Source organism: Deinococcus pimensis DSM 21231 (assembly GCF_000519345.1).
Lineage (GTDB): Bacteria > Deinococcota > Deinococci > Deinococcales > Deinococcaceae > Deinococcus_A > Deinococcus_A pimensis.
Window position 1 is genome coordinate 241,793 of sequence record NZ_KI912633.1, and the last position, 20,770, is coordinate 262,562.

At 70.4% G+C, this 20,770-nt stretch carries 19 protein-coding genes; 15 read left to right on the plus strand and 4 right to left on the minus strand.

The genetic code is table 11. From position 1 onward, the window contains the following. Positions 1–486 (plus strand): hypothetical protein (locus DEIPI_RS0105865; protein ID WP_027481176.1); only part of this gene is annotated, 486 nt, incomplete at its 5' end. 9 nt (positions 487–495) lie between these two features. Here the strand turns inward: DEIPI_RS0105865 and DEIPI_RS0105870 are convergent. Together DEIPI_RS0105870 and DEIPI_RS28875 are read right to left on the minus strand one after the other, a co-directional pair. Continuing rightward, positions 496–1,614: an acyltransferase gene (locus DEIPI_RS0105870; RefSeq protein WP_084473992.1), complete on the minus strand. Its 1,119-nt coding sequence runs from the start codon at positions 1,612–1,614 to the stop codon at positions 496–498. A 74-nt stretch (positions 1,615–1,688) separates the two neighbouring features. Beyond that, entirely contained in the window at positions 1,689–1,949 is a 261-nt protein-coding gene (locus DEIPI_RS28875; protein ID WP_045233707.1) for a hypothetical protein, read from the minus strand. Between the two features lie 283 nt (positions 1,950–2,232). Here DEIPI_RS28875 and DEIPI_RS0105875 point away from each other — a divergent pair, with 283 nt between their 5' ends. From DEIPI_RS0105875 to DEIPI_RS41815, 7 genes are all read left to right on the plus strand, one after another. Further along, on the plus strand, positions 2,233–4,413 hold the full coding sequence (locus tag DEIPI_RS0105875; RefSeq protein ID WP_157463480.1) for an AfsR/SARP family transcriptional regulator: 2,181 nt from the start codon (positions 2,233–2,235) through the stop codon (positions 4,411–4,413). A 563-nt stretch (positions 4,414–4,976) separates the two neighbouring features. Further along, positions 4,977–6,068: a thiamine pyrophosphate-dependent dehydrogenase E1 component subunit alpha gene (locus tag DEIPI_RS0105880; protein ID WP_027481179.1), complete on the plus strand. Its 1,092-nt coding sequence runs from the start codon at positions 4,977–4,979 to the stop codon at positions 6,066–6,068. 1 nt (position 6,069) lies between these two features. Further along, positions 6,070–7,089, plus strand: a complete 1,020-nt coding sequence (locus tag DEIPI_RS0105885; protein WP_027481180.1) for an alpha-ketoacid dehydrogenase subunit beta — start codon at positions 6,070–6,072, stop codon at positions 7,087–7,089. After that, entirely contained in the window at positions 7,089–7,517 is a 429-nt protein-coding gene (locus tag DEIPI_RS0105890) for a hypothetical protein (RefSeq protein WP_027481181.1), read from the plus strand. The genes DEIPI_RS0105885 and DEIPI_RS0105890 overlap by 1 nt, the downstream gene beginning before the upstream one ends. Next, positions 7,514–7,747 (plus strand): hypothetical protein, encoded by a 234-nt coding sequence (locus DEIPI_RS0105895; protein ID WP_342667503.1) that lies wholly within the window; start codon positions 7,514–7,516, stop codon positions 7,745–7,747. Before DEIPI_RS0105890 ends, DEIPI_RS0105895 begins: the two co-directional genes overlap by 4 nt. A gap of 34 nt (positions 7,748–7,781) precedes the next feature. After that, complete coding sequence (locus tag DEIPI_RS0105900; RefSeq protein WP_027481183.1) at positions 7,782–9,233, plus strand: dihydrolipoamide acetyltransferase family protein; 1,452 nt, start codon at positions 7,782–7,784, stop codon at positions 9,231–9,233. Between the two features lie 104 nt (positions 9,234–9,337). Continuing rightward, positions 9,338–9,469 (plus strand): hypothetical protein, encoded by a 132-nt coding sequence (locus DEIPI_RS41815; protein ID WP_281173189.1) that lies wholly within the window; start codon positions 9,338–9,340, stop codon positions 9,467–9,469. A gap of 299 nt (positions 9,470–9,768) precedes the next feature. On the opposite strand, the gene DEIPI_RS37435 is transcribed toward DEIPI_RS41815, so the two are convergent. Beyond that, positions 9,769–9,906, minus strand: coding sequence for a hypothetical protein (locus DEIPI_RS37435; protein ID WP_157463481.1), 138 nt, complete (start codon positions 9,904–9,906; stop codon positions 9,769–9,771). A 344-nt stretch (positions 9,907–10,250) separates the two neighbouring features. On the opposite strand from DEIPI_RS37435, the gene DEIPI_RS0105915 reads away from it, so the two are divergent. The 6 genes from DEIPI_RS0105915 (at position 10,251) to DEIPI_RS0105940 (ending at position 17,944) form a co-directional block, all read left to right on the plus strand. Beyond that, a complete protein-coding gene (locus DEIPI_RS0105915; RefSeq protein WP_027481184.1) occupies positions 10,251–11,225 on the plus strand; it encodes a prohibitin family protein in 975 nt (324 codons plus the stop codon). Between the two features lie 127 nt (positions 11,226–11,352). Further along, positions 11,353–11,979 (plus strand): ATP-dependent Clp protease proteolytic subunit, encoded by a 627-nt coding sequence (gene clpP, locus DEIPI_RS28880; RefSeq protein WP_157463482.1) that lies wholly within the window; start codon positions 11,353–11,355, stop codon positions 11,977–11,979. 26 nt (positions 11,980–12,005) lie between these two features. Further along, the gene (gene clpX / locus DEIPI_RS0105925; protein WP_027481185.1) at positions 12,006–13,199 is read left to right on the plus strand and encodes an ATP-dependent Clp protease ATP-binding subunit ClpX; all 1,194 of its coding nucleotides are present in this window, start codon (positions 12,006–12,008) and stop codon (positions 13,197–13,199) included. 147 nt (positions 13,200–13,346) lie between these two features. Further along, positions 13,347–15,749 carry an endopeptidase La gene (gene lon / locus DEIPI_RS0105930; RefSeq protein ID WP_027481186.1) on the plus strand — a complete coding sequence of 801 codons (2,403 nt, stop codon included), beginning with the start codon at positions 13,347–13,349 and terminating at the stop codon, positions 15,747–15,749. A 646-nt stretch (positions 15,750–16,395) separates the two neighbouring features. After that, a complete protein-coding gene (locus DEIPI_RS28885) occupies positions 16,396–17,262 on the plus strand; it encodes a PIG-L deacetylase family protein (RefSeq protein WP_045233709.1) in 867 nt (288 codons plus the stop codon). 4 nt (positions 17,263–17,266) lie between these two features. After that, complete coding sequence (locus tag DEIPI_RS0105940) at positions 17,267–17,944, plus strand: GNAT family N-acetyltransferase (RefSeq protein WP_245588520.1); 678 nt, start codon at positions 17,267–17,269, stop codon at positions 17,942–17,944. Here the strand turns inward: DEIPI_RS0105940 and DEIPI_RS28890 are convergent. Then, positions 17,941–20,007: a prolyl oligopeptidase family serine peptidase gene (locus tag DEIPI_RS28890; protein WP_045233710.1), complete on the minus strand. Its 2,067-nt coding sequence runs from the start codon at positions 20,005–20,007 to the stop codon at positions 17,941–17,943. The two genes, DEIPI_RS0105940 and DEIPI_RS28890, sit on opposite strands and share 4 nt — an antisense overlap. Positions 20,008–20,169: 162 nt before the next feature. On the opposite strand from DEIPI_RS28890, the gene DEIPI_RS39055 reads away from it, so the two are divergent. Next, a partial coding sequence (locus DEIPI_RS39055) for a PAS domain-containing protein (RefSeq protein ID WP_045233711.1) occupies positions 20,170–20,770 on the plus strand: 601 nt, incomplete at its 3' end.

Sequence of the window (20,770 nt, forward strand, 5' to 3'; positions counted from 1 at the left end):
GCCCGCGCGAGCGAGCACGTTCCCGCCACGGTCGTGCGGGAGTGGCGCGGCACCTGCTCCACGAAGCACCTGCTGCTGCGCGCCCTGCTCGCGGAACTCGGCGTGCGCTCCACCCTGATGGCCGCCACGCAGGAGATCGCCCTGCCGCCCGGCGTGGAGGTGGATCCGGAGGTCGCGCGGCTCGCGGCGGACGGCGGGGTCGTGGACGTCCACAACTGGCTCGTCGTGCACGGCCCGCGCGGGGACGTCGTGGTGGACGCCACGTGGCCGCTCGCGACGCGCGCGCTGGGCCTCCCCGCCAACGAGACCTTCGACTGGGAGCGAGACATGCGGGTGGCCTGCACGCCCGTCGAGACGTGGGCCCTCACCGGGGACGAGGACGTCGCCGACTTCAAGGCGCGTCTGCTCGCCGAGCGCTACACACCCGAGGAGCTCGCCCGCCGCGACGCCTTCATCGAGGCGGTCGGGCGGGCGTTCACGCGGTAGGAGGTTCGGTCAGCGTCCGAACAGCCACACGGACGCGCGGCGGCCCTCCAGGGCGCGCGCGATCACGAAGGGCACGAGGAGCGCCACGAGCGCGTAGCCCAGCACGGTCAGCAGGAACAGCGCGGAGTCACCGCCGGGGAAGGCGCCCCGGCGGTCCACCCAGAACAGCACCGCCGGGTGCAGCAGGTAGATCTGCAGGCTGAAGGTGCCGAGCCGCGCGAGCGGACGGCTCAGCCAGGCGGGCCCCCGCGCGGCGGAGTGCGCCACGCCGAACAGCACCAGCGCGAACACCGTCGTGTACACCCAGTGCGCGGCGGAATACACGAAGGTGTTCACGCGCCCCCCGGTGAGGACCGTGTACGCGAGCGGGAGGTACACGGCCCAGCCGAGCGCCGCGAAGGCGAAGACGGGCCTGCGGTGCCGTCGCCACAGCTCGTCGAAGCGGGCGTAGTTCGCGCCGACGTACATGCCGAGCGTGATCGCCGGGATGTACCAGAGCGCCATCGTGCCGGGGAAGCGGAAGTGCACGAGGTCCGTGGAGCGGTTGAGCCAGTACACGCCGAGCTGCGTGCCGAAGGCGACCGTGACGACCAGCCACAGCGGCCACGTGCGCCGGAAGAGCGGCAGCAGCAGGGGCAGCACGAGGTAGAACTGCAGCGCGATCAGCAGGAAGTACAGGTGGAAGTAGCCCTTGCCGTAGCGCAGCCACGTCAGCCAGCGTGCGGGGTCGAGCAGCACGTCCGGCGCGTCCTGCCCCGTCGCGACGCGGAAGAGGACGTACAGGACCGTCCACAGGAGGTACGGCAGGAGCGCCGTCCGGACGCGCGTCCCGTAGTAGCGCCGCGCGTCGAAGGACCGCAGGGCGGAGCGGGTCAGCACGAGCGCCGTCACGAACAGGAAGGCGGGCACGACGAACAGCAGCGAGCGGTTCAGCGCCGCCAGCAGGACGTGCGGCGGGCCGGGCGGGGCGAGCGGCAGCACGATTCCGCTCACGTGGTGCGCCACCACCGCGACCGTGAGGACGCCGCGCGTCACGTCCACCGCCGCGAGGCGCGTGACGTCCTCACGGACCTGCGCGTTCGAGGTGCGGGCCGGACGGTCGGGCAGGACCTGGGCGGGCCGTTCCATGCGCCGTCCACTGTACGGAGGGGCGCGCCACGGTGGGTGCGGCGCGCGTGAACGCGTCCAAAGACCCGGGCGGGTCAGGCGACGTCGGCGAGTTCGCTGAGGCAGGCGGACACGGCGGAGAAGACGCTGGCGCGTGAGCGGTCCCAGTCGCCCCAGACGCGGACGCTGGTGCGGCGCCAGGGTTCGTCGCCGTGGACGTCCTCGAAGCGGACGCTGACGTCCTCGCCGAGCGCGCGTTCGAGCGCGGCGCGCAGTCTCGCCTCCTGCCGCGCCCGCTCGGCGGGGGTGGCGGCGGCGGGGCGGTAGCGGATGAGGACGGCGCGGCCACTGGGCATGCACTCAGCATAGACCTCCCGACTGATTACGCCGTGAGAAGAATACAGTCCGCGTCCGCACCGACGTGACAAATGAGGAGCCGCTTTCCACGGCGCGTGTTACGCTGATTCTGAAGCGGCGCGAACCGAACCGCGTCCATCCTCCAACTCATCTCACGCAGGCCCATATCGACTGATGACCCACCTCCCATCGAAAGTTCGTCCGGGCGCCAGCCCGAACGTCACGGACGCCCCTCCGAGGTCAGCACCCATGCTCACGGTTCATCTTCTCGGCCATGTGCACGTGAGCCACGAAGGACGACGGGTCCACCTGTCCGCCAAGGCGACGGCGCTGCTCGCCTACCTCGCGCTCGAACGCTCGCCCCAGCACCGCGAGCACCTCGCCGACCTCCTCTGGGAGAGCCACGACGCGCTCGGCAACCTCCGCGTGGAACTCGCCCGCCTGCGCCAGCAGGGCCTCGACCTCTTCCCGGCCCGTCAGCCCATGCTCTCCCTGGAGTGCGCCACCGACCTCGACCGCTTCGTCCGCGGCGAGACCGACGTGAGCGAACGTGAGCTCGCCGAGTGGCTCGGCACGCTGCGCGGCCTGCCCCTCAGCGGGCTGGAGGACCTCGGGACGTCCACCTTCCAGGAGTGGGTGGAGACGCAGCGCCTCAGCCTCGCCGAGCAGGTCGAGGAGGTGCTCTCGCGCGTCTACACCCGGCAGGTGGAGGCCGGCCGCGACCGCGCCGCCGAGATGATCCGCGCGCGCGCCGAACTGCTCGGCGTGGAGAACCTGCGGCTCGTCCGCCGTGGCGGCCCGCCCCAGCTGCACTTCGACCGTCCCGAGGCGCGCGGGGCCCTCATGGACGTCCTGTCGCTCGCGGAGCACGAGCCGCAGCTGCTGCTGCTCGGTGGACGGCGCGGCATCGGCAAGCGCAGCTTCGTGCAGGAGGCGCTCGTCGGCAGCGACTGGGTGCTGCTGCAGGTCAACGCGGTACCGCAGCGCCGCCTGTTCCTCGCGTCGCTCGCGCAGGCCCTGATGCGCGTCTCCCCGCCCGACTCGCGCGAGGTGCTGCAGAGCGTCCTGCTGCGTCCAGGCGACGCCGACGAGGACCTCGTGCGGATCTTCAGCGTCCTCGCGTCGCTCGGGCGGCCCGTGGTGCTCTCCATCCACCGCGCCGAGCACGCCCGCGAGGCCTTCGCGGGCGGCGTGGGCTTCGCGCTGGGCCTGCCGATTCCGCTGCTGCTGGTCCTGTCGAGCTCCAGCGCGTCCACGCTGCCCGCCCTGTTCGAGAGCGGCGTGGACTCCGGACGCGTTCACCGCATCAACCTCGGTCCCGTCAGCATCCGCGCCGCCACACGTGCGCTCAGGCCCGTCCTGCAGGGCCTCGACGAGGACGCCCTGCGTTGCCGTGCCGCGCGGCTCGTCCAGCAGACCGAGGGGCTTCCCGCGCACCTGCGCGCCTTCATGGAGCGGCCCCACAGCCTCACGGGAAGTGGCCGCTCGCCGCTCCCGCCGTCCGCGCGCGAGTCGCTGCTGGCTGGCGCGTCCGGCTGGCGGCCCGAGCTGCATGCCGCCCTGTCGCGCCTCTCGATGGTGTACGTCGGCGTGGACGCCGCCCTCGCGCGCGCCATTCTCGGCGAGGACGCGCCCGACCTGCTCTCGGAGGCGCTCTCGGCGGGCGTGCTCTCGCACGCCGCCGACGAGGAGACCGTGCGTCTGCCCGGCCCGGACTTCACGTCCAGCGACCTCGAACAGCGGCTCGGCTTCACCAGCGAACTGCTGCGCACCGCGCTCGCCGGGAGCCTCACGGGTCCGCAGCGGGCCGCGCTGCGCGCCCGGCTCGCGGACCTGCTGCTGCCGACCCATCCGGGCCTCAGCGCCTACTACGCCCAGCGAGCCAACCTGCCCGAGCTCACGGAACGCGCCCGCGCCGCGTACGAGGCGGCCCTGCAGGAGGGCAGCCCCCTGCGGACCGCGCCGCGTCCCGCGCCGTCCGGGCGGATGCGGCTCGTCACCGAGCCGCCCGTCACGTCCGCGCCGCGCCGCGAGGTGCAGACCGAGAACGGCTACCGCGTCGCGACGGAGGCGGGCCAGCTGGAGGTCATCCGGCTCGGCCGCTACGGCGCGCCGCCCCTGCTGCGCGCGCGTCTCCCCGCCGTGCGTGAGGGCGCGTGGCGGCTCGTGGCGCGCGTGGACGTCTACAGGGGCGGCGAGGAGCTCGGCCCGACCCGCGCGCCGTACCCACTCGCGCTGCGCGTCGGGGACGGAGAGCGGCTGGTGCTGCGTCCCGACGCGCCCGCCGACTACGTCGAGGACGGCGTGCGCCACCGCGTGCTGGGCGGCGTGCCGCTCGGGAAGTGGTTCGAGCTGGGCGGCACGGGCGGACGCGGCGACCTGGAGATCGCGGTGCGCGCCCTGGACGTGGCCGTGACGATCGGACGGCTGGAGTGGGGCGGGGAAGAGGTGCCGTTCCAGTGACGCTGCCACGCGCAGGCACAGAAAAAGGCGCCCCTCGGGGCGCCGCATGGTTTTGCTCAGGTCGAGCACGAGGGCCTAGAGGAAGGGGAGCAGATCAAGCAAGAGCCTGATCGCGTTGACGATCAGGTTCAGAAGCTGAACCCAGTCACGACGCTTGCGGTTGACTTGCCGCTTGCGTCGGGGTCTGGTAGGCTTGTCTTGTTGTTGACGAGCCATATAACTCCTTTCCCGGACACCCTGTGCTAGAGGGTGTCCGAATCTTTTGAGTTCGGTCCCTCTGTCTCGATCTGAGTTGTCATGCGGCGCTCCCCGAAGGGCACGGGCAGTGTACACGCACCACGGGTGCAGCGTCCGGGGACTGTCTAGACGAGTTCTGTGCGTCCGGAACGGGATGCACGTCGGGCGTCCATCGGCGTCCCCTCAGGGGCGGTGCGAGCCTTCACGCTCCCTGTCTCCTGCCCTCTGTTCCTGAGGCCCGGTCCGGTTATAATCCTAACGGGCGTTAGGCCAACTTTCCGCCCGCGTGGCGGAGGCGGCCCTGCCAGCCAGCTTCAGGAGGATGCATGCACAAGCCGTTTACCGACAAGCCGATCCAGCGCATCGGCGAGGACGGCCGGAAAATCGGACGCTGGACGCTGGACCTCACCGAGGACCAGCTGCGCACCATGCACCGCGACATGGTCCGCGCCCGCGTCTTCGACGAGAAGCTCGTCACGATCCTCAGACAGGGGAAGACCAGCTTCTACGCGCAGTCGAGCGGCATGGAGGGCACCCAGGTGGGCCTCGCGCACGCCGTCCGGCCCGGCCACGACTGGATCTGGCCCTACTACCGCGATCAGGGCCTCGCCATCGGCCTCGGCGTGAGCGTCCGCGACCTGCTCGCGCAGTGCCTCGGCACGAGCGAGGACCTCTGCCGCGCCCGCCAGATGCCGCACCACTTCGGCGTCAGGAACTACAACTTCGTGTCGATCAGCAGCAGCATCGCCAACCAGGTCGCGCCCGCCACGGGCACCGCCATGGCGCAGCAGTACCTCGGCACGGACGAGATCACCGTCTGCACCTTCGGCGACGGCGCCACCAGCGAGGGCGACTGGCACGCCGGACTCAACATGGCGGGCGTCGCGAAGGCCCCCATCATGTTCGTCTGCGAGAACAACCAGTGGGCCATCTCCGTGGACTTCAAGGGCCAGACGGCCAGCACCAACATCGCCGTGAAGGCCCACGCCTACGGCATGCCCGGCTACTACGTGGACGGCAACGACGTCCTCGCGGTGCACAGCGTCGTCTCCGAGGTCGCCGAGCGCATGCGCGCCGGAGAGGGCCCCGCGCTCGTGGAGTGCCTCACGTACCGCATCGGCTCGCACTCCAACGCCGACGCCGACGCGGAGAAGCAGTACCGCAGCCGCGAGGAGGTCGAGCTGTGGCGCTCGCGCGACCCCATCACGCGCTTCGAACGCTTCCTCGCCGCCGAGGGCCTCAGCGTGGACGCCGCCGCGATCCGCGCGGCCGCTCAGCGTGAGGTCGAGGACGCCATCACCGCCACCGAGGCGACCGGCACGCCCGGCTGGGACGTCATGTTCGAGGACGTCTACGAGGACGTGCCCGCCCACATCGCCCTGCAGCGCGAGTACGTCCGCGCGGAACAGGAGGCGTGACGTGACCGCCCTCCAGGACAAAGAGACCGCCGTGAGCACCTCCGCCACCCTCTCCCTCAACCTCATCCAGGCCATCAACCTCGCCATGCGCGAGGAGATGCGCCTCGACGAGCGCGTCGTGCTCTTCGGCGAGGACGTCGGCGCGCGCGGCGGCGTGTTCCTCGCCACCGAGGGCCTCCAGGCCGAGTTCGGGCGGCGGCGCGTCTTCGACACGCCCCTCTCGGAGGCCAGCATCGTCGGCGCGGCCGTCGGCATGGCCGTGCGCGGCCTGCGGCCCATCGCGGAGATCCAGTTCGCGGACTACATGGGGCCCGGCTTCGACCAGATCGTCAGTCAGGCCGCCAAGATCCGCTACCGCAGCGGCGGGCAGTTCACCGCGCCCCTCGTGATCCGCACGCCCTCCGGCGGCGGCGTGCGCGGCGGGCACCACCACAGCCAGAGCCCCGAGGCGTACTACGCGCACACCCCGGGCCTCAAGGTCGTGATGCCCAGCACGCCCTACGACGCCAAGGGCCTCCTGAAGGCCGCCGTGCGCAGCGACGACCCCGTCATCTTCTTCGAGCCCAAGCGCATCTACCGCGCCTTCAAGGAGGACGTGCCCGAGGGCGACTACGTCGTGGAGCTCGGCAGGGCCGCCGTGCGCCGCGAGGGCGCGGACCTCACGATCGTCGGGTACGGCGGCGTCATGCCCGACGCCCTCAAGGTCGCGGACGCTCTGAAGGCCGAGGGCGTGAGCGTGGAGGTCGTGGACCTGCGCTCCATCGTGCCCTGGGACCGCGAGACGGTCCTGAACTCCGTCGCGAAGACCGGCCGCGCGCTGCTCGTCAGCGAGGCGCCCCGCACCGCGAACTTCATGGGCGAGGTGGCCTACACCATCCAGGAGGAGCTCTTCGACGCGCTCCTCGCGCCCGTCTCGCAGGTCGCGGGCTTCGACACGCCCTACCCCTACGCGCAGGACAAGGTCTACCTGCCCGGCCCGAACCGCATGCTGCGCGCCGCCGCGAAGCTGCTGGGGTACTGATGCTGCCGCGCGGACAGTCCCCGTTCCTGACGCTCGTGATCGGCCTCGTCGTGGCGCTCCTCGTGGAGGGCATTCTCGGCGGGGTGGTCACGCGCGTGCTCGTGGACCTGCCCGCCGCGGCGCGCTGGGCCGTCAGCCTCATCGTCGTCGCGGGCGCCGTCCTCACGGTCGTCCGGACACGCTGGCTGTCCGGCGTCACCCGCCTGAACCTCCCCCAGCTGATCGCCACCACGGTGCTCGTGCTGCTCGCGCTGCGCCTCCTGGAGGGCCGCGTGCAGGAGGCGCCGCAGCCGTGGGGCCTGCTCGTCGCGCTCGCGGCGGGCGCGGGCGTCGGGTACGGGCTGTGGCGTGCGCCCGGCCCACGCGCCGCGCGGCAGTGGATGGCGGTCCTCTTCGGCGTCGTGATGTTCGCGACGCTCTACTGGTGAAGAACGTGAAGGACATGCTGCGGCCCCTCGTGAGCGTCGTCGGTCTGCTGATCGGCGTGGGCCTCTACCAGTTCGCGCTGCGCTTTCCCGAGCCGTGGTCGAGCGTCGTGATCGGCCTGTACTTCGCGGCGCTCGGCGTGGCCGCGTTCCTGTACGGGCGCTCCGAGCGCTGGATCCGCGTGCTGGGCGTCGTCCTGATCGTGTTCGGCCTCGTCCGCGTCTTCCTCTGACGCGCATCTGTTTCACTCACTGCAAAGGAGCATCATGCCCAAGGAAATCCTGCTGCCCGAACTCGCCGAGTCCGTCGTGGAGGGCGAGATCCTCAAGTGGCTCGTCGAGGAGGGCGCCAGCGTCGAGCGTGACCAGCCCATCGTGGAGGTCATGACCGACAAGGTCACGGTGGAACTGCCCTCGCCCTACGCGGGCCGACTCGCGCGCCGCCTCGTGAAGGAGGGCGACGTCGTGCCCGTGCACGCCGCGATCGCCGTCATCGAGGAGAGCGGCGAGGTGACGGCGCCCGCCGCCGAGCCCGCCCTCGCGGCCGTCGGGGCCGTCAGTGCCCGTCAGGCCGTGCAGAACAGCGCCGAGAGTCCCGCCACCGTGCACGTGGACCTGCCCGTCACCGCGCAGGAGGAGCGCAGCATCGTGGAGTCCGGCGTGAAGGAGGACAAGGGCGACGAGTCCAGCCTCTTCAAGGCCTTCGGCGGCGACGAGCAGATCCGCGTCCCGACCGGCCTGGGCCGCGCGCAGGAGGCCGGTGCGTCCGAGAGCGCCGCGAGCGCGCACGGGCGGGTGCTGGCGGTGCCCGCCGCGCGTCAGCTCGCCCGCGAGCTCGGCGTGGACCTCGCGGAGGTGCGCGGCAGCGGCCCCAACGGGCGCGTGCGTGTCGCGGACGTCCACCACTTCGCCGCCGCCCGCTCGGTGCCGCAGGCGAAGGCCGCGCCGAGCTCGCCCGGCGCGGGCATGCCGGTGCCGCCCGTGCAGTACCGCACCCCGAAGGGCTACGAGGCGCTGGAGACGCGCACGCCCCTGCGCGGCATGCGGCGCGCCATCAGCAACCAGATGCTCGCCAGCCACCTGTACACCGTCCGTACCCTCACGGTCGACGAGGCGAACCTCTCGAAGCTCGTCGCGCTGCGCGGCCGCCTGAGGGACGCCGCCGAGGCGGGCGGCGCGAAGCTCAGCTACCTGCCGTTCATCTTCAAGGCCATCGCGACGGCGCTGCGCAAGTACCCCAGCCTGAACACTAGCTTCGACGAGGCCACGCAGGAGATCGTGCACAAGCAGTACTTCAACCTCGGCATGGCCGTCGCGACGGACGCGGGCCTCATCGTGCCCGTGGTGCGGGACGTGGACCGCAAGAGCGTCCTGCAGCTCGCGCGCGAGATCCTCGACCTCGGCACGCGCGCCCGCGACGGCAAGCTCACGCCGGACGAGATGAGCGGCAGCAGCTTCAGCGTCACGAACATCGGCTCGATCGGCGCGCTCTTCAGCTTCCCGATCATCAACGTGCCCGACGCGGCCATCATGGGCGTGCACAGCATCGTGAAGCGCCCCGTCTTCGACGAGAACGACCAGGTGGTGCCGGGGCACATGATGTACCTGTCGCTGTCCTTCGATCACCGCCTCGTGGACGGCGCGGAGGCCGCGCGCTTCTGCAAGGAGGTCATCCGCCTGCTGGAGAACCCCGAGACGCTGCTGCTCGAAGCGATCTGAGTGGAGTGGGAAAGGACGGCGCCTCAAGTGGCGCCGTCCTTCCTTCGTGGTGCCCACGGGGGGCGCCGCACTTCGCTCAGTTCACGCGTGAGGGCCGAGCATCAATGGAGCAGATCGACGATCAATCTGATCGTGTTGACGATCAGGTTGGCGGTCTGGACGAAAAACTGAACGAGCTCGAAACGCTTGCGTCGTTGTTTCCGGCGCTTGCGTCTGGTACCATCGTTCTGGTCTAGATCCATAACGCTCCTTTCTCGGACACCCTCTGGTACAGGGTGTCCGAACTTTGTTGAGTTCGCACCCCCTGTCGTGAGGCTGAGCTGTCATGAAGCGCGCCCGTGGGCAGGAACAGGGTAGTCGATACGGCACGTGAGCATCCAGGGACTGTCTAGATAAGTTCGCGCTGTCTGTACAAGTTATTCGGCAGCCGTCCACGAGAAGAAGAGGAGGGTCGGAAGTCAAAGAAGACCTCCAACCCTCCTCGCTGCCCTCCGGGGCGCCGCATTTCGCTCAGCTCACGCTTGAGGGCCGAGCATCAGAGGAGCAGATCCACGATCAACCTGATCGTCAACACGATCAGGTTGGCGGTCTGAACGAAAAACTGAACGAGCTCGAAACGCTTGCGGCGTTGCTTGCGGCGCTTACGTCTGGTACGATCAATCTGTTCCGACATTCCGCTCCTTTCCCGGACACCCTTGGCAGAGGGTGTCCGAACTTTGTTGAGTTCGCACCCCCTGTCGTGAGGTTGAGCTGTCATGAAGCGCGCCCGTGGGCAGGAACAGGATAGACGATGCGGCACGTGAGCATCCGGGGACTGTCTAGATAAGTTCGCGCTGTCTATACAACTCATCGCAGGTGTTGCAGAAGCTCCGGGGACGCCGCCAGCGGTCGTCCGACGCCACGCCTTCCCGGGAACTTTCGTCGGCGGTCCCCCGTCTTGAGAGGTGTTCACCGTATCCTCAGGAAGAGGAGACGGGCTCACGGCGTCCGCGCCGTCCCGCCCCCCGGGAGGTTCCTATGTTCGCGCTCGTCGGCATCGTCATTCTGCTCGCCGGTCTCGCCCTGTACGTCCTGGGGCGCGCCAGCAACCCCACGCTCGGACGGGCCGGACTGCCCGTCGCGGCGGCCGGGCTGATCCTCGCGGTCGTCGGCAACTCGCTCGTGATCGTGCCCGCCGGGCAGGTCGGCGTGGTCTTCAGCGTCCTGTCCGGCGTCCGCCCCACGCCCCTGAACGAGGGCGTGCACTTCGTCGCGCCGGTCCTCAACAGCGTCACCCTGTACGACGCGCGTCTCCAGGAGATCACCCTGTCCCGGCGCGGCGAGGACGGCCCCAACGCCGACGAGAGCATCCAGGCGCGCAGCAAGGAGGGCCTCGGCATCACGGCGGACGTGACGGTGCAGTTCCGCGTCAAGCGCGCCGACGTGGCCCGCCTGCACCGCGAGCTCGGCCCGGACTACATCCGCACGGTCATCCGCCCGCAGGTGCGCAGCAAGGTCCGCGACGCCATCGGGCAGTTCAACGCCGCCGACATCATCAGCACCCAGCGCCGCGCGGTGGAGGAGCAGGTCACCGAGGGCCTGCGCAGCGAGTTCGACAAGGCGCACCTCGACCTGCAGTCCGTGCTGCTGCGCGAACTGCGCATTCCCGACTCCGTCGCGAAGGCCATCGAGGAGAAGCAGACGGCCGAGCAGCAGGTGGCCGTGGAGCGCAACCGGCTCCAGCAGGCCAACATCGCCGCGCAGCGCAAGGTCGTGGAGGCCCGCGCGGAGTCCGACGCGGCCATCGCGCGCGCCGAGGGCGAGTCCCGGGCGCTGTCCCTGCGCGGCAAGGCCCTCAAGGAGAACCCCGAGATCATCCAGCTGACCGTCGCGGAGAAGCTCTCCCCGGGCATCCAGACGGTGATGCTGCCCTCCGACGGGAACTTCCTGCTCGACCTGAACACCCTGACCCGGGGTCGCGCGGCGACGCCCGCGCCCGCCTCGAACCGCTAGAACTGCCGGAGCCGCGTTCCCGGGCCGCGCTCACGAGAGCGCGGCCCCGTTCATGAAGGTCCGGTTGATCTGCTCATGTGAACCGAGGCGCGACGTTGGCACTTTCATTTTCGCCCTGCGTGCGATAATGCGACGCATGAGCGTCATCCCCTATGTGATCGAGCAGACCGGGCGCGGCGAGCGCATGTACGACGTGTACTCTCGCCTCCTGAAGGACCGGATCATCTTCCTCGGAACGCCGATCGACAGCCAGGTGGCGAACACGATCGTGGCGCAGCTGCTGCTGCTCGACAGCCAGAACCCCGACCGTGAGATCCAGCTGTACATCAACTGCCCCGGCGGCGAAGTGTACGCGGGGCTGGCCATCTACGACACCATGCAGTACATCAAGGCGCCCATCAGCACCATCTGCGTCGGCATCGCGATGAGCATGGGCAGCGTCATCCTGATGGCGGGCGACAAGGGCAAGCGCTTCGCCACGCCGAACTCGCGCATCATGATCCACCAGGGCAGCGCGGGCTTCCGGGGCAACACCCCCGACCTGGAGGTGCAGGCCAAGGAGGTGCTCTACCTCCGCGACAAGATGATCGGGCTCTACCACAAGCACACGAGTCTGCCGCAGGAGAAGCTGCTGCGGGACATGGAACGCGACTACTTCATGTCGCCGCACGAGGCGAAGGACTACGGCCTGATCGACGGCGTCGTCGAGAACGTCGCGGCGGCGGGCCTGGAAGTGGGCGTGCAGGGTGGCTGAGGCGACCCGGGGGAAGGAGGCAGGACATGGCTGACCGTTGTTCCTTCTGCGGGCGTTCCTACCCGCAGATCGCGCAGCTGATCGAGGCGCCGTCGCGCGCCGCGTTCATCTGCAACGAGTGCGCCGAGCGGGCGCACGAGCTGGTGCGGGCGAGCAAGCCCGGCAGCAGCTTCGACCTCGCGGAGCTCCCGAGCCCGCGTGACATCAAGGCCTACCTCGACGAGTACGTCATCGGGCAGGACGAGGCGAAGAAGGCGCTCGCGGTGGCCGTCGTGAGCCACTACCAGCGCCTGGCGCACCCCGAGGTGTCGCTCGGCAAGAGCAACATCCTCCTGATCGGCCCGACCGGCACCGGCAAGACGCTGCTGGCGCAGTCGCTCGCGGAGATGCTGGAGGTGCCCTTCGCCATCGCGGACGCCACCACCCTCACCGAGGCGGGCTACGTCGGCGACGACGTGGAGAACGTCATCGTGCGGCTGCTGCAGGCGGCGGAGTACGACGTGGAGGCCGCCGAGCGCGGCATCATCTACATCGACGAGATCGACAAGATCGCCCGCAAGTCCGAGGGCACGAGCATCACGCGTGACGTGTCCGGCGAGGGCGTGCAGCAGGCGCTCCTCAAGATCATCGAGGGCACCGTGGCGCAGGTGCCGCCGCAGGGCGGCCGCAAGCACCCGCAGCAGGAGCTCGTGCAGGTGAACACGAAGAACATCCTGTTCATCGTGGGCGGCGCCTTCGAGGGTCTCGCGGACCTCGCGCGCAGCCGCGCGAACGTCCGCTCGGTGGGCTTCGGGCGCGAGGCGAAGGGCGAGGAGAAGGAGGAGCTGCGCTTCATCCCGGAGGACCTCGTGAAGTTCGGGTTGATCCCGGAGTTCGTGGGCCGTCTGCCGCTGGTGGTGCAGCTCACCGACCTCGACGAGAGCGCGCTGGTGCGCATCCTGACCGAGCCGCAGGGCGCGATCGTGAAGCAGTACCAGGCGCTGTTCGGCTTCCAGGGCGTGGAGCTGGAGTTCACGCCGGAGGCGCTCGCGGACGTCGCGCGCCGCGCGAAGGCGCGTGGGACGGGCGCGCGCGGGTTGCGGGCCGTCATGGAGAAGGCGATGACGGACCTGCTGTTCGAGCTGCCGCTCGACGGGCTGGGCAAGCTGCGTTTCGACGTGGAGAACCTCGACGAGCCGCTCAAGGCCCTTGAGTCCAAGGGACTCAAGAAGTCTGCCTAAAGCAACGTAAGTTACAGCAGTGACCTCCACCGACGCCTTACAATTCTGGCGTACCGGTGGGGGTACGCTGTTGTATTCCCCGCTCACGAGTCGCCCGCCCGGAACGGTTTCCAAGAGGAAGCAAGCCGGGCTCCCCCAAGGAGTCAAATGATCTGGGAACTTCCCGTCATCGCCCTGCGAAGCACCGTCGTTCTCCCCGGCACGACCACCAACATCGACGTGGGCCGCGCGAAGAGCAAACGCGCGATCGACGAGGCCCAGGCCTCGGACCGTCGCGTCCTGCTGCTCACCCAGCGTGACCAGCGCGTCGACGACCCCACGCTGCAGGAAATGTTCGACATCGGCGTCCTCGCCGTCATCAAGCAGGTCGTGCGTCTGCCCGACAGCACCCTGCAGGTCCTCGTCGAGGCGCAGGAACGCGCCCGCGTCGAGAGCCCCGTCCCTGGCAGCTACCTGCGCGTCCGCGCCGAGACCCTGCCCCGCGAGGCCGGCGACGAGCGCGAGACCGAGGTCTTCCTCACCGAGGCCAAGAGCGCCTTCGAGGAGTACCAGCGCCAGAACAAGAACCTCCGTCTCGACAACTACCAGGTCGAGGCCATCCGCACGATGGACGACGCCGGCCTCGCCGCCGACACCATCACGCACCACGCCACGTGGAGCGTCGAGGACAAGCAGGCCGTCCTCGACACCGTCAACGTGACGCGCCGCATCGAGAAGGTCGTGCAGTTCCTCGGACGTGACATGGAGCGCTTCAACATGGACAAGCGCATCAGTGCCCGCGTCAAGGAGCAGATGGACCAGAACCAGCGCGAGTACTACCTGCGCGAGCAGATGAAGGCCATCAGCAAGGAACTCGGCGGCGGCGAGGACGGACCCGCCGAGGTCGAGGCGCTGCGCGAGAAGATCGAGGCGGCCGGCATGCCCGCCGACGTCAAGGACAAGGCCCTCAAGGAACTCGCCCGCCTCGAGCGCACTCCCGGCGGCAGCCCCGAGGGCACCGTCGTGCGCAACTACATCGACTGGCTCATCGACGTGCCGTGGAGCGCGAAGGACGAGGAGATCCTCGACATCAAGCGCACCCGCGACATCCTCGACGAGGACCACTACGGCCTCGACGACGTCAAGGAGCGCATCCTGGAGTTTCTCGCGGTGCGTCAGCTCCGCGCGGGCGCCAGCGAGCAGGAGAGCAGCGAGGACCGCGAGATCCGTGCGCCCATCCTCTGCCTCGTCGGCCCTCCCGGCGTCGGCAAGACCTCGCTCGGCAAGAGCGTCGCGCGCAGCCTCAACCGCAAGTTCGTCCGCATGGCCCTCGGCGGCGTGCGTGACGAGGCCGAGATTCGCGGTCACCGCCGCACCTACATCGGCTCCATGCCCGGACGCATCATCCAGGGCATGAAGAACGCGGCCGTCGTGAACCCCGTCATGCTCCTCGACGAGATCGACAAGATGTCGAGCGACTGGCGCGGCGACCCGTCGAGCGCCATGCTCGAAGTCCTCGACCCCGAGCAGAACAACACCTTCCAGGACCACTACCTCGAGGTGCCCTACGACCTGTCGCAGGTGATGTTCATCACCACCGCGAACAGCCTCCAGACGATCCCGCGTCCCCTGCTCGACCGCATGGAAGTCATCAACATCCCCGGCTACACCATGCCCGAGAAGGTCGCGATCGCCCGCAAGTACCGCGTGCCGCGTCAGCTGCGCGCCCACGGCCTCGAAGGCCGCGTGGAGGTCACGGACGCCGCGCTCGAACGCGTCGTGGAGGAGTACACCGCCGAGAGCGGCGTGCGCAACCTCGACCGTCAGGTCAGCAAGATCGCCCGCAAGGCCGCCCGCGAACTGCTCGAAACCCCCTGGGAGGGCGTGCGCACCATCGACGCCGACCAGGTCCCGCACTACCTCGGGGTGCCGCTGCACCGCCCGGACCGCATGGAGAAGGAGCCGCAGGTCGGCGCCGCCCAGGGGCTCGCGTGGACCAGCGTCGGCGGGACGATGCTCGTCGTGGAGGCGCTCGCCACGCCCGGCACCGGCAAGATCAACATGACCGGCAGCCTCGGCGACGTCATGAAGGAGAGCGTGCAGGCCGCCGTGGCCTACCTGCGCGCGCACGCCGAGAAGTACGGCGCGGACCCCGAGTTCCACAAGAAGCTCGACCTGCACGTGCACTTCCCGGACGGCGCGACGCCCAAGGACGGCCCCAGCGCGGGCATCACCATCGCGACGGCCATCACGAGCGCCATCACGGGCCGCCCGGCCCGCATGGACATCGCCATGACCGGCGAGATCAGCCTGCGCGGCAAGGTCCTCCCGATCGGCGGCGTCAAGGAGAAGCTCCTCGCGGCGCACCAGGGCGGCATCCGCACGGTGATCATCCCGCGCGACAACGAGCCGAACCTGCAGGACGTGCCCGAGAGCATCCGCGGCGAGCTCACCATCCACACGGTGGACAACGTCAGCGAGGTCCTCGACCGCCTGCTGCTGCCCGCCACCGATCAGCCCACCCCGCCCCCCTACACGCAGGGCCGCGACGCGTCGCGCCCCGGCGCCTGAGGACGGCACAAACGAGAACGCCGCGCCCCCAAGGGGGCGCGGCGTTCTTCGTCCGTGTTGGGCCCGGACGGGGGTCTTCGTCACGCGTCAGGACGAGGCGAGGGGCCGAGCTTCACGGAAGCGGCAGGGATGTCCTACCGTTCCTGCGGACCGAAATGCTCCCAGAGAAACCGGAAGACGTCCCAGAGCAGACGCGCGAGCGTGAACAGCGGACCCCATGGAACGGGACGTTGATGTTCACGCTTGCGACGTGTAACCTTGGATCGTTTTTTGGTATTCTTCTGTACAGGCATATTGGTACCGGGCCGGACGAACCCTCTGATCCAGGGCGTCCGGCCACTTCCTTTCCTTGCGAGAGGTTCGGTCGTGAGCGGAAATGTCGCCCCGGCTTCGTCACTGATTGTCAAGCGGCTCGCCCGCCGTCCGGGCCGAACAAAACCCTAGCAGGTCCGGAGCGCGCACCTGCGGGGGCTGTCTGGACAGGTGCGGTGTCGCCCGCCCGAGCTCCCGGTTCATGCACCCTTGAACGCCGTGCCCGCGCGCGCCCGCTCGGCGCGCGAACTCACAGTCACGGAGGCCCGCGCGGCATCGAATGAGAAGACAGGGCCCGGCCCGCCCTCCGGCGCGCCCCGCCCGGAAGGGACCCATGCTGCGCCTCACCCCGCTGCGGTCCGCGCGGACCGACCCCACCCCCCGAACCCTGCACGGCCCCATCCTCGTCGTCGCGCCCCACCCGGACGACGAGACGCTCGGCGCGGGCGGCCTCATCAGCCACGCCGCCGCGCGCGGCATGCCCGTCTGGGTGCTGTTCGTCACGAGCGGCGACGCCTTCCCCTGGAGTCTTCCGCACGCCCTCGCGCGCCTCAGGCGCGGCGGGCGAGCCCAGATCGCCCTCGGCGAGGAACGCATGGACGAGGCGCTCCTCGCCACCTCCCGACTCGGCGTTCCGAACGAGCGGGTGCTGTTCATGGGCTTCCCCGACCGCGGCATGACCGCCCTGTGGCGCTCCCCGCACGACCGGCCCCTGCGCAGTTCCGCCACGGGCGCCGACCGCGTGCCCTACGACCGCGCCCTCGCGCCCGGCGCGCCCTACACCGCGCGCGAGTTCCGCCGTCAGTTCGAGGAGGTCATCGCGCGGGTGCGGCCCCGCACGATCCTCACGCCCGGACCGCACGACGGGCACGGCGACCACCGCGCCGTCACCGCGCTCGTGGAGCAGGTGTGGAGACAGACGCCCGGCGTGTCCCTGCTGTACTACCTCGTGCACTTCGGCACGGACTGGCCGCACCCGAAAGGCTACCGGCCCGCCTACCGCCTGCGTCCGCCCGTCCGGTACGGCGAGGGCGCGCGCTGGCTCACCCACGCGCTCGGGGTGCCGCACCTGCGCGACAAGCACCACGCGATCCGCGCGTACGCCACGCAGCTGCGCGTCATGGCGCCCACGCTGTGGTCCTTCCTGCGCCGCAACGAACTGCTGCTGCCCGTCGAACGCGCCCCCCAGAGGAGACGGTGAGCGCGTGCTCTCCCGCCAGCCCGACGTGACCCCGCCCCCCACCGGGGCGCCGCTCGTGCGGCCCGCCCTCGCGGGCGATCTCGACGTCATCGGACGCATCGCGTACCTCACCGGGTACTTCGGGGAGAGCGCGAGCCGCTACTTTCCCGACGAGCGGCTCTTCCGGCACCTGTGGGTCAACCCGTACTACCTCGTGCCGCAGCAGGTCTCGGTGCGCTTCGTCGCCGACGTGCCCGGCGAGACGCTCGGATACATCGTCGGCGTGACCGACCAGGTCGCCTACGAGCGGGCGCTGCGCTTCACGCTGCTCCGGCAGGTCCTCCCGAACCTGCTGCGCGGACGCTACCGCGCCCTGCCCGGCTGCGTGCCGTACCTCACGCGGATCTCGCTGTTCCCGACGCCCCACGCGCCGCGCGGGGCGTACCCCGCGCACCTCCACCTCAACCTGCTCCCGGAGGCGCGCGGTCTCGGCCTGGGGCGCGCGCTGCTCACGGCCTTCGTGGACGAGCTGCGCGCGCGAGGCGTGCCGGGCGTGCAGCTCTCCACCACGGCCGAGAACGAGGCCGCCCTCGCGCTCTACGCGAAGGCGGGCTTCGAGGTCCTCGCCGAGCGTGCCCTGCCCGTCTGGACGCCGTGGCTGGGGCGCCCGGCCACGCACGTCCTGATGGGCCTGAAGCTCTAGACGTCCATGTCCAGCGCCCGCGTGAGGAACGCGAGGACGTCCGCCGCCTCCTCGATCAGGAGACGCGTCGGCTTGCCCTGCCCGTGCCCCGCGCGGGTCTGCACGCGGATCAGGACGGGCCGGTCACAGGCCTGCGCGTGCTGGAGCGCCGCCGCGAACTTGAACGAGTGCGCGGGCACCACCCGGTCGTCGTGGTCGCCCGTCGTGACGAGCGTCGCCGGGTAGCACACGCCCTCGCGCAGGTTGTGCAGCGGCGAGTACGCCAGCAGCGTCCGGAACTGCTCGGGGTCGTCGCTGCTGCCGTAGTCGCTCACCCAGGCCCAGCCGATGGTGAAGCGGTGGAAGCGCAGCATGTCCATCACGCCGACGTCCGGGAGGCACGCGCCGAACAGGTCGGGACGCTGCGTCATGCACGCGCCGACCAGCAGGCCGCCGTTGCTGCCGCCCTGGATCGCGAGCCGCGAGGGGCGCGTCAAGCCCATGGCCACGAGGTGCTCCGCGCACGCAACGAAGTCGTCGAAGACGTTCTGCTTGCGGTGCACGGTGCCCGCCGCGTGCCACGCCTCGCCGTACTCGCCGCCGCCGCGCAGGTTCGCGACGGCCAGCACGCCGCCCAGCTCCAACCACGGCAGCCGCGCCGCCGAGAAGGACGGGGTGAGGCTGATGTCGAAGCCGCCGTAGCCGTACAGCAGGGTGGGGTGGTCGCCGGTGGGGGTGAGGCCCGCGCGGTGCACGAGGAACATCGGCACGCGCGTCCCGTCGCGGCTCGTGGCGAACACCTGCCGCGTCTCGTAGGCCGACGTGTCGAAGTCCAGCGCGGGAGGGTCGAGAGGCGCGAGGGCGGGCGCGTCCGCCGAGACGTCGAGGCGGTACGCGGAGACGGGCGTCAGGAACGACGTGAACTCCACGAACACCTCCGGGTCGTCCGGGAGGGCGTTCACGGCGCTCACCGTGCCGAGCGTGGGCAGGGTCACCTCGCCGAGCGCGGCGCCCGAGCGGTCCACGAGGCTCAGGCGGTGGCTGGCGTGCACGCCGAGGAGCGTGAGGAACCCGCCCGGCACGGGCCGCGCGGCCTCCAGCAGGTGCTCGCCCTCGGGCACGACGTCCCGCCAGCCCGCCGCGAGGTCCGCCAGGTCCACGCCCACGAGCTTCCCGAGCGGCGCGTCCCTGTTGGTGCGGAAGGACAGCGCGGAGCCCTCGCCGTGGACGAGGGTGTAGCTCGCCTCGAAGCTCGGGACGAGCTCCGTGAAGCTCCCGCCCTCCGAGAGGGGGCGCACGTACACGAGGTTGCGCGGGTCCGTGCCCTCCCAGACGTGCAGCACCAGCCAGCGCCCGTCGTGCGTCACGACCGGGCTGAAGCCCCAGGTGGGCCGGTCGGGGCGCTCGTACACCAGCTCGTCCCGGGTCTGTGGCGTGCCGACGCGGTGCAGCCACAGCTGCTGTCCGTAGTTCGCCGCCGTGAGCGCCTCGCCTTCTCCGGGCTGCGGGTAGCGGCCGTAGAGGAAGCCGCTGCCGTCCGGGAGCCACTCGGCGCCGCTGAACTTGCTCCATGAGAGTTCCTCGGGCAGGTCCGCGCCCGACTCGACGTCGCGGACGCGCCACGTCTGCCAGTCCGAGCCGCCCGCGCTGACCGAGTACGCCAGGAAGCGCCCGTCACGGCTCACGGAGACGGTCTGCAGCGCGACCGTGCCGTCCTCGCTGAGGGTGTTCGGGTCGAGCAGGACGCGCCAGTCGCCCGCGCCGCCGTCCTCGTCGTCACGGACGTAGAGGACGTTCTGGTCCTGCAGGCCCGTGTTGCGGAGGCGGAAGAGGCGGGCGCCGCGCCGCCAGGGCGCTCCGGCGCGAGGGTGGTCCCACAGCGTCCGCAGGCGTTCTCTCAACGCTCCGCGTGCCGGGACGTCCGTGAGGAAGGCCGCCGTCGCGGTGTTCTGCGCCTCCACCCACGCGCGCGTCTCGGGCGAGTCGGGATCTTCGAGCCAGCGGTAGGGATCCGGGACGGTCGTGCCGTGGTAGACGTCGACGTGGTCGCCTCGTCGGGCGACGGGAGGGGCAGGTTTGAGCATGCGGTCAGCCTACCGAACGTTCGCGGACCACAGGCGCTTCACCCCCGCTTTAGGCTTCGCTCATCTGGGTATTCCCGCCCATCCAGCTCCGCGCGGCTCGGCTACATTGCGAACATCAGACCGCACCGTCCCACCTCCGAGGACACCTTCCAGCCGCGCGGCGTGGACTTCGCCGCTGCGGTCGAGCTTCTCCCCGACCCCTTCTTCCTCCTCACGCACGACTGGCGGCTCCGCTACGCCAACCCCGCCGCGCGCACCTTCGTCGGCTGGCCATCCGACCTCGTGCCGACGGCCGACTTCTGGAAGGAATTCCCCGCCACCGTCGGCACACCCTTCGAAGCGGAATTCCACCGTGCGCTGCGCGAGGGCGTCTCCGCGCACTTCGAGGCGTACTACACGCCCCGCGACGCCTGGCTCGAGGTTCGCGCCTTCCCCTGCGACGGCGGGCTCGGCGTGCACTACCGCGACGTCACCGCCCGCCGCGCCGAACTCGACGCCCGCCGCCTCGCCGAGGGCCGCGCCGCCGCCCTGTACGAGGTCACCGCGCGCCTCGCGCGGGCCGACACCGTCGAGGACGTCACGCACGTCATCCTCACCGACGGGCTCTGCGCGCTCGGCGCGGGGCGCGGCGCCGTCTCCATCGTCGAGGACGGCGGGCAGTACCTGCGGGTCCTCGCGTCACGCGGGTACGACGACCACCTCATGGACGCCTGGAGCCGCGTTCCCCTCACGCTCGCCACGCCCGCCGCGCAGGCGGTGGGGG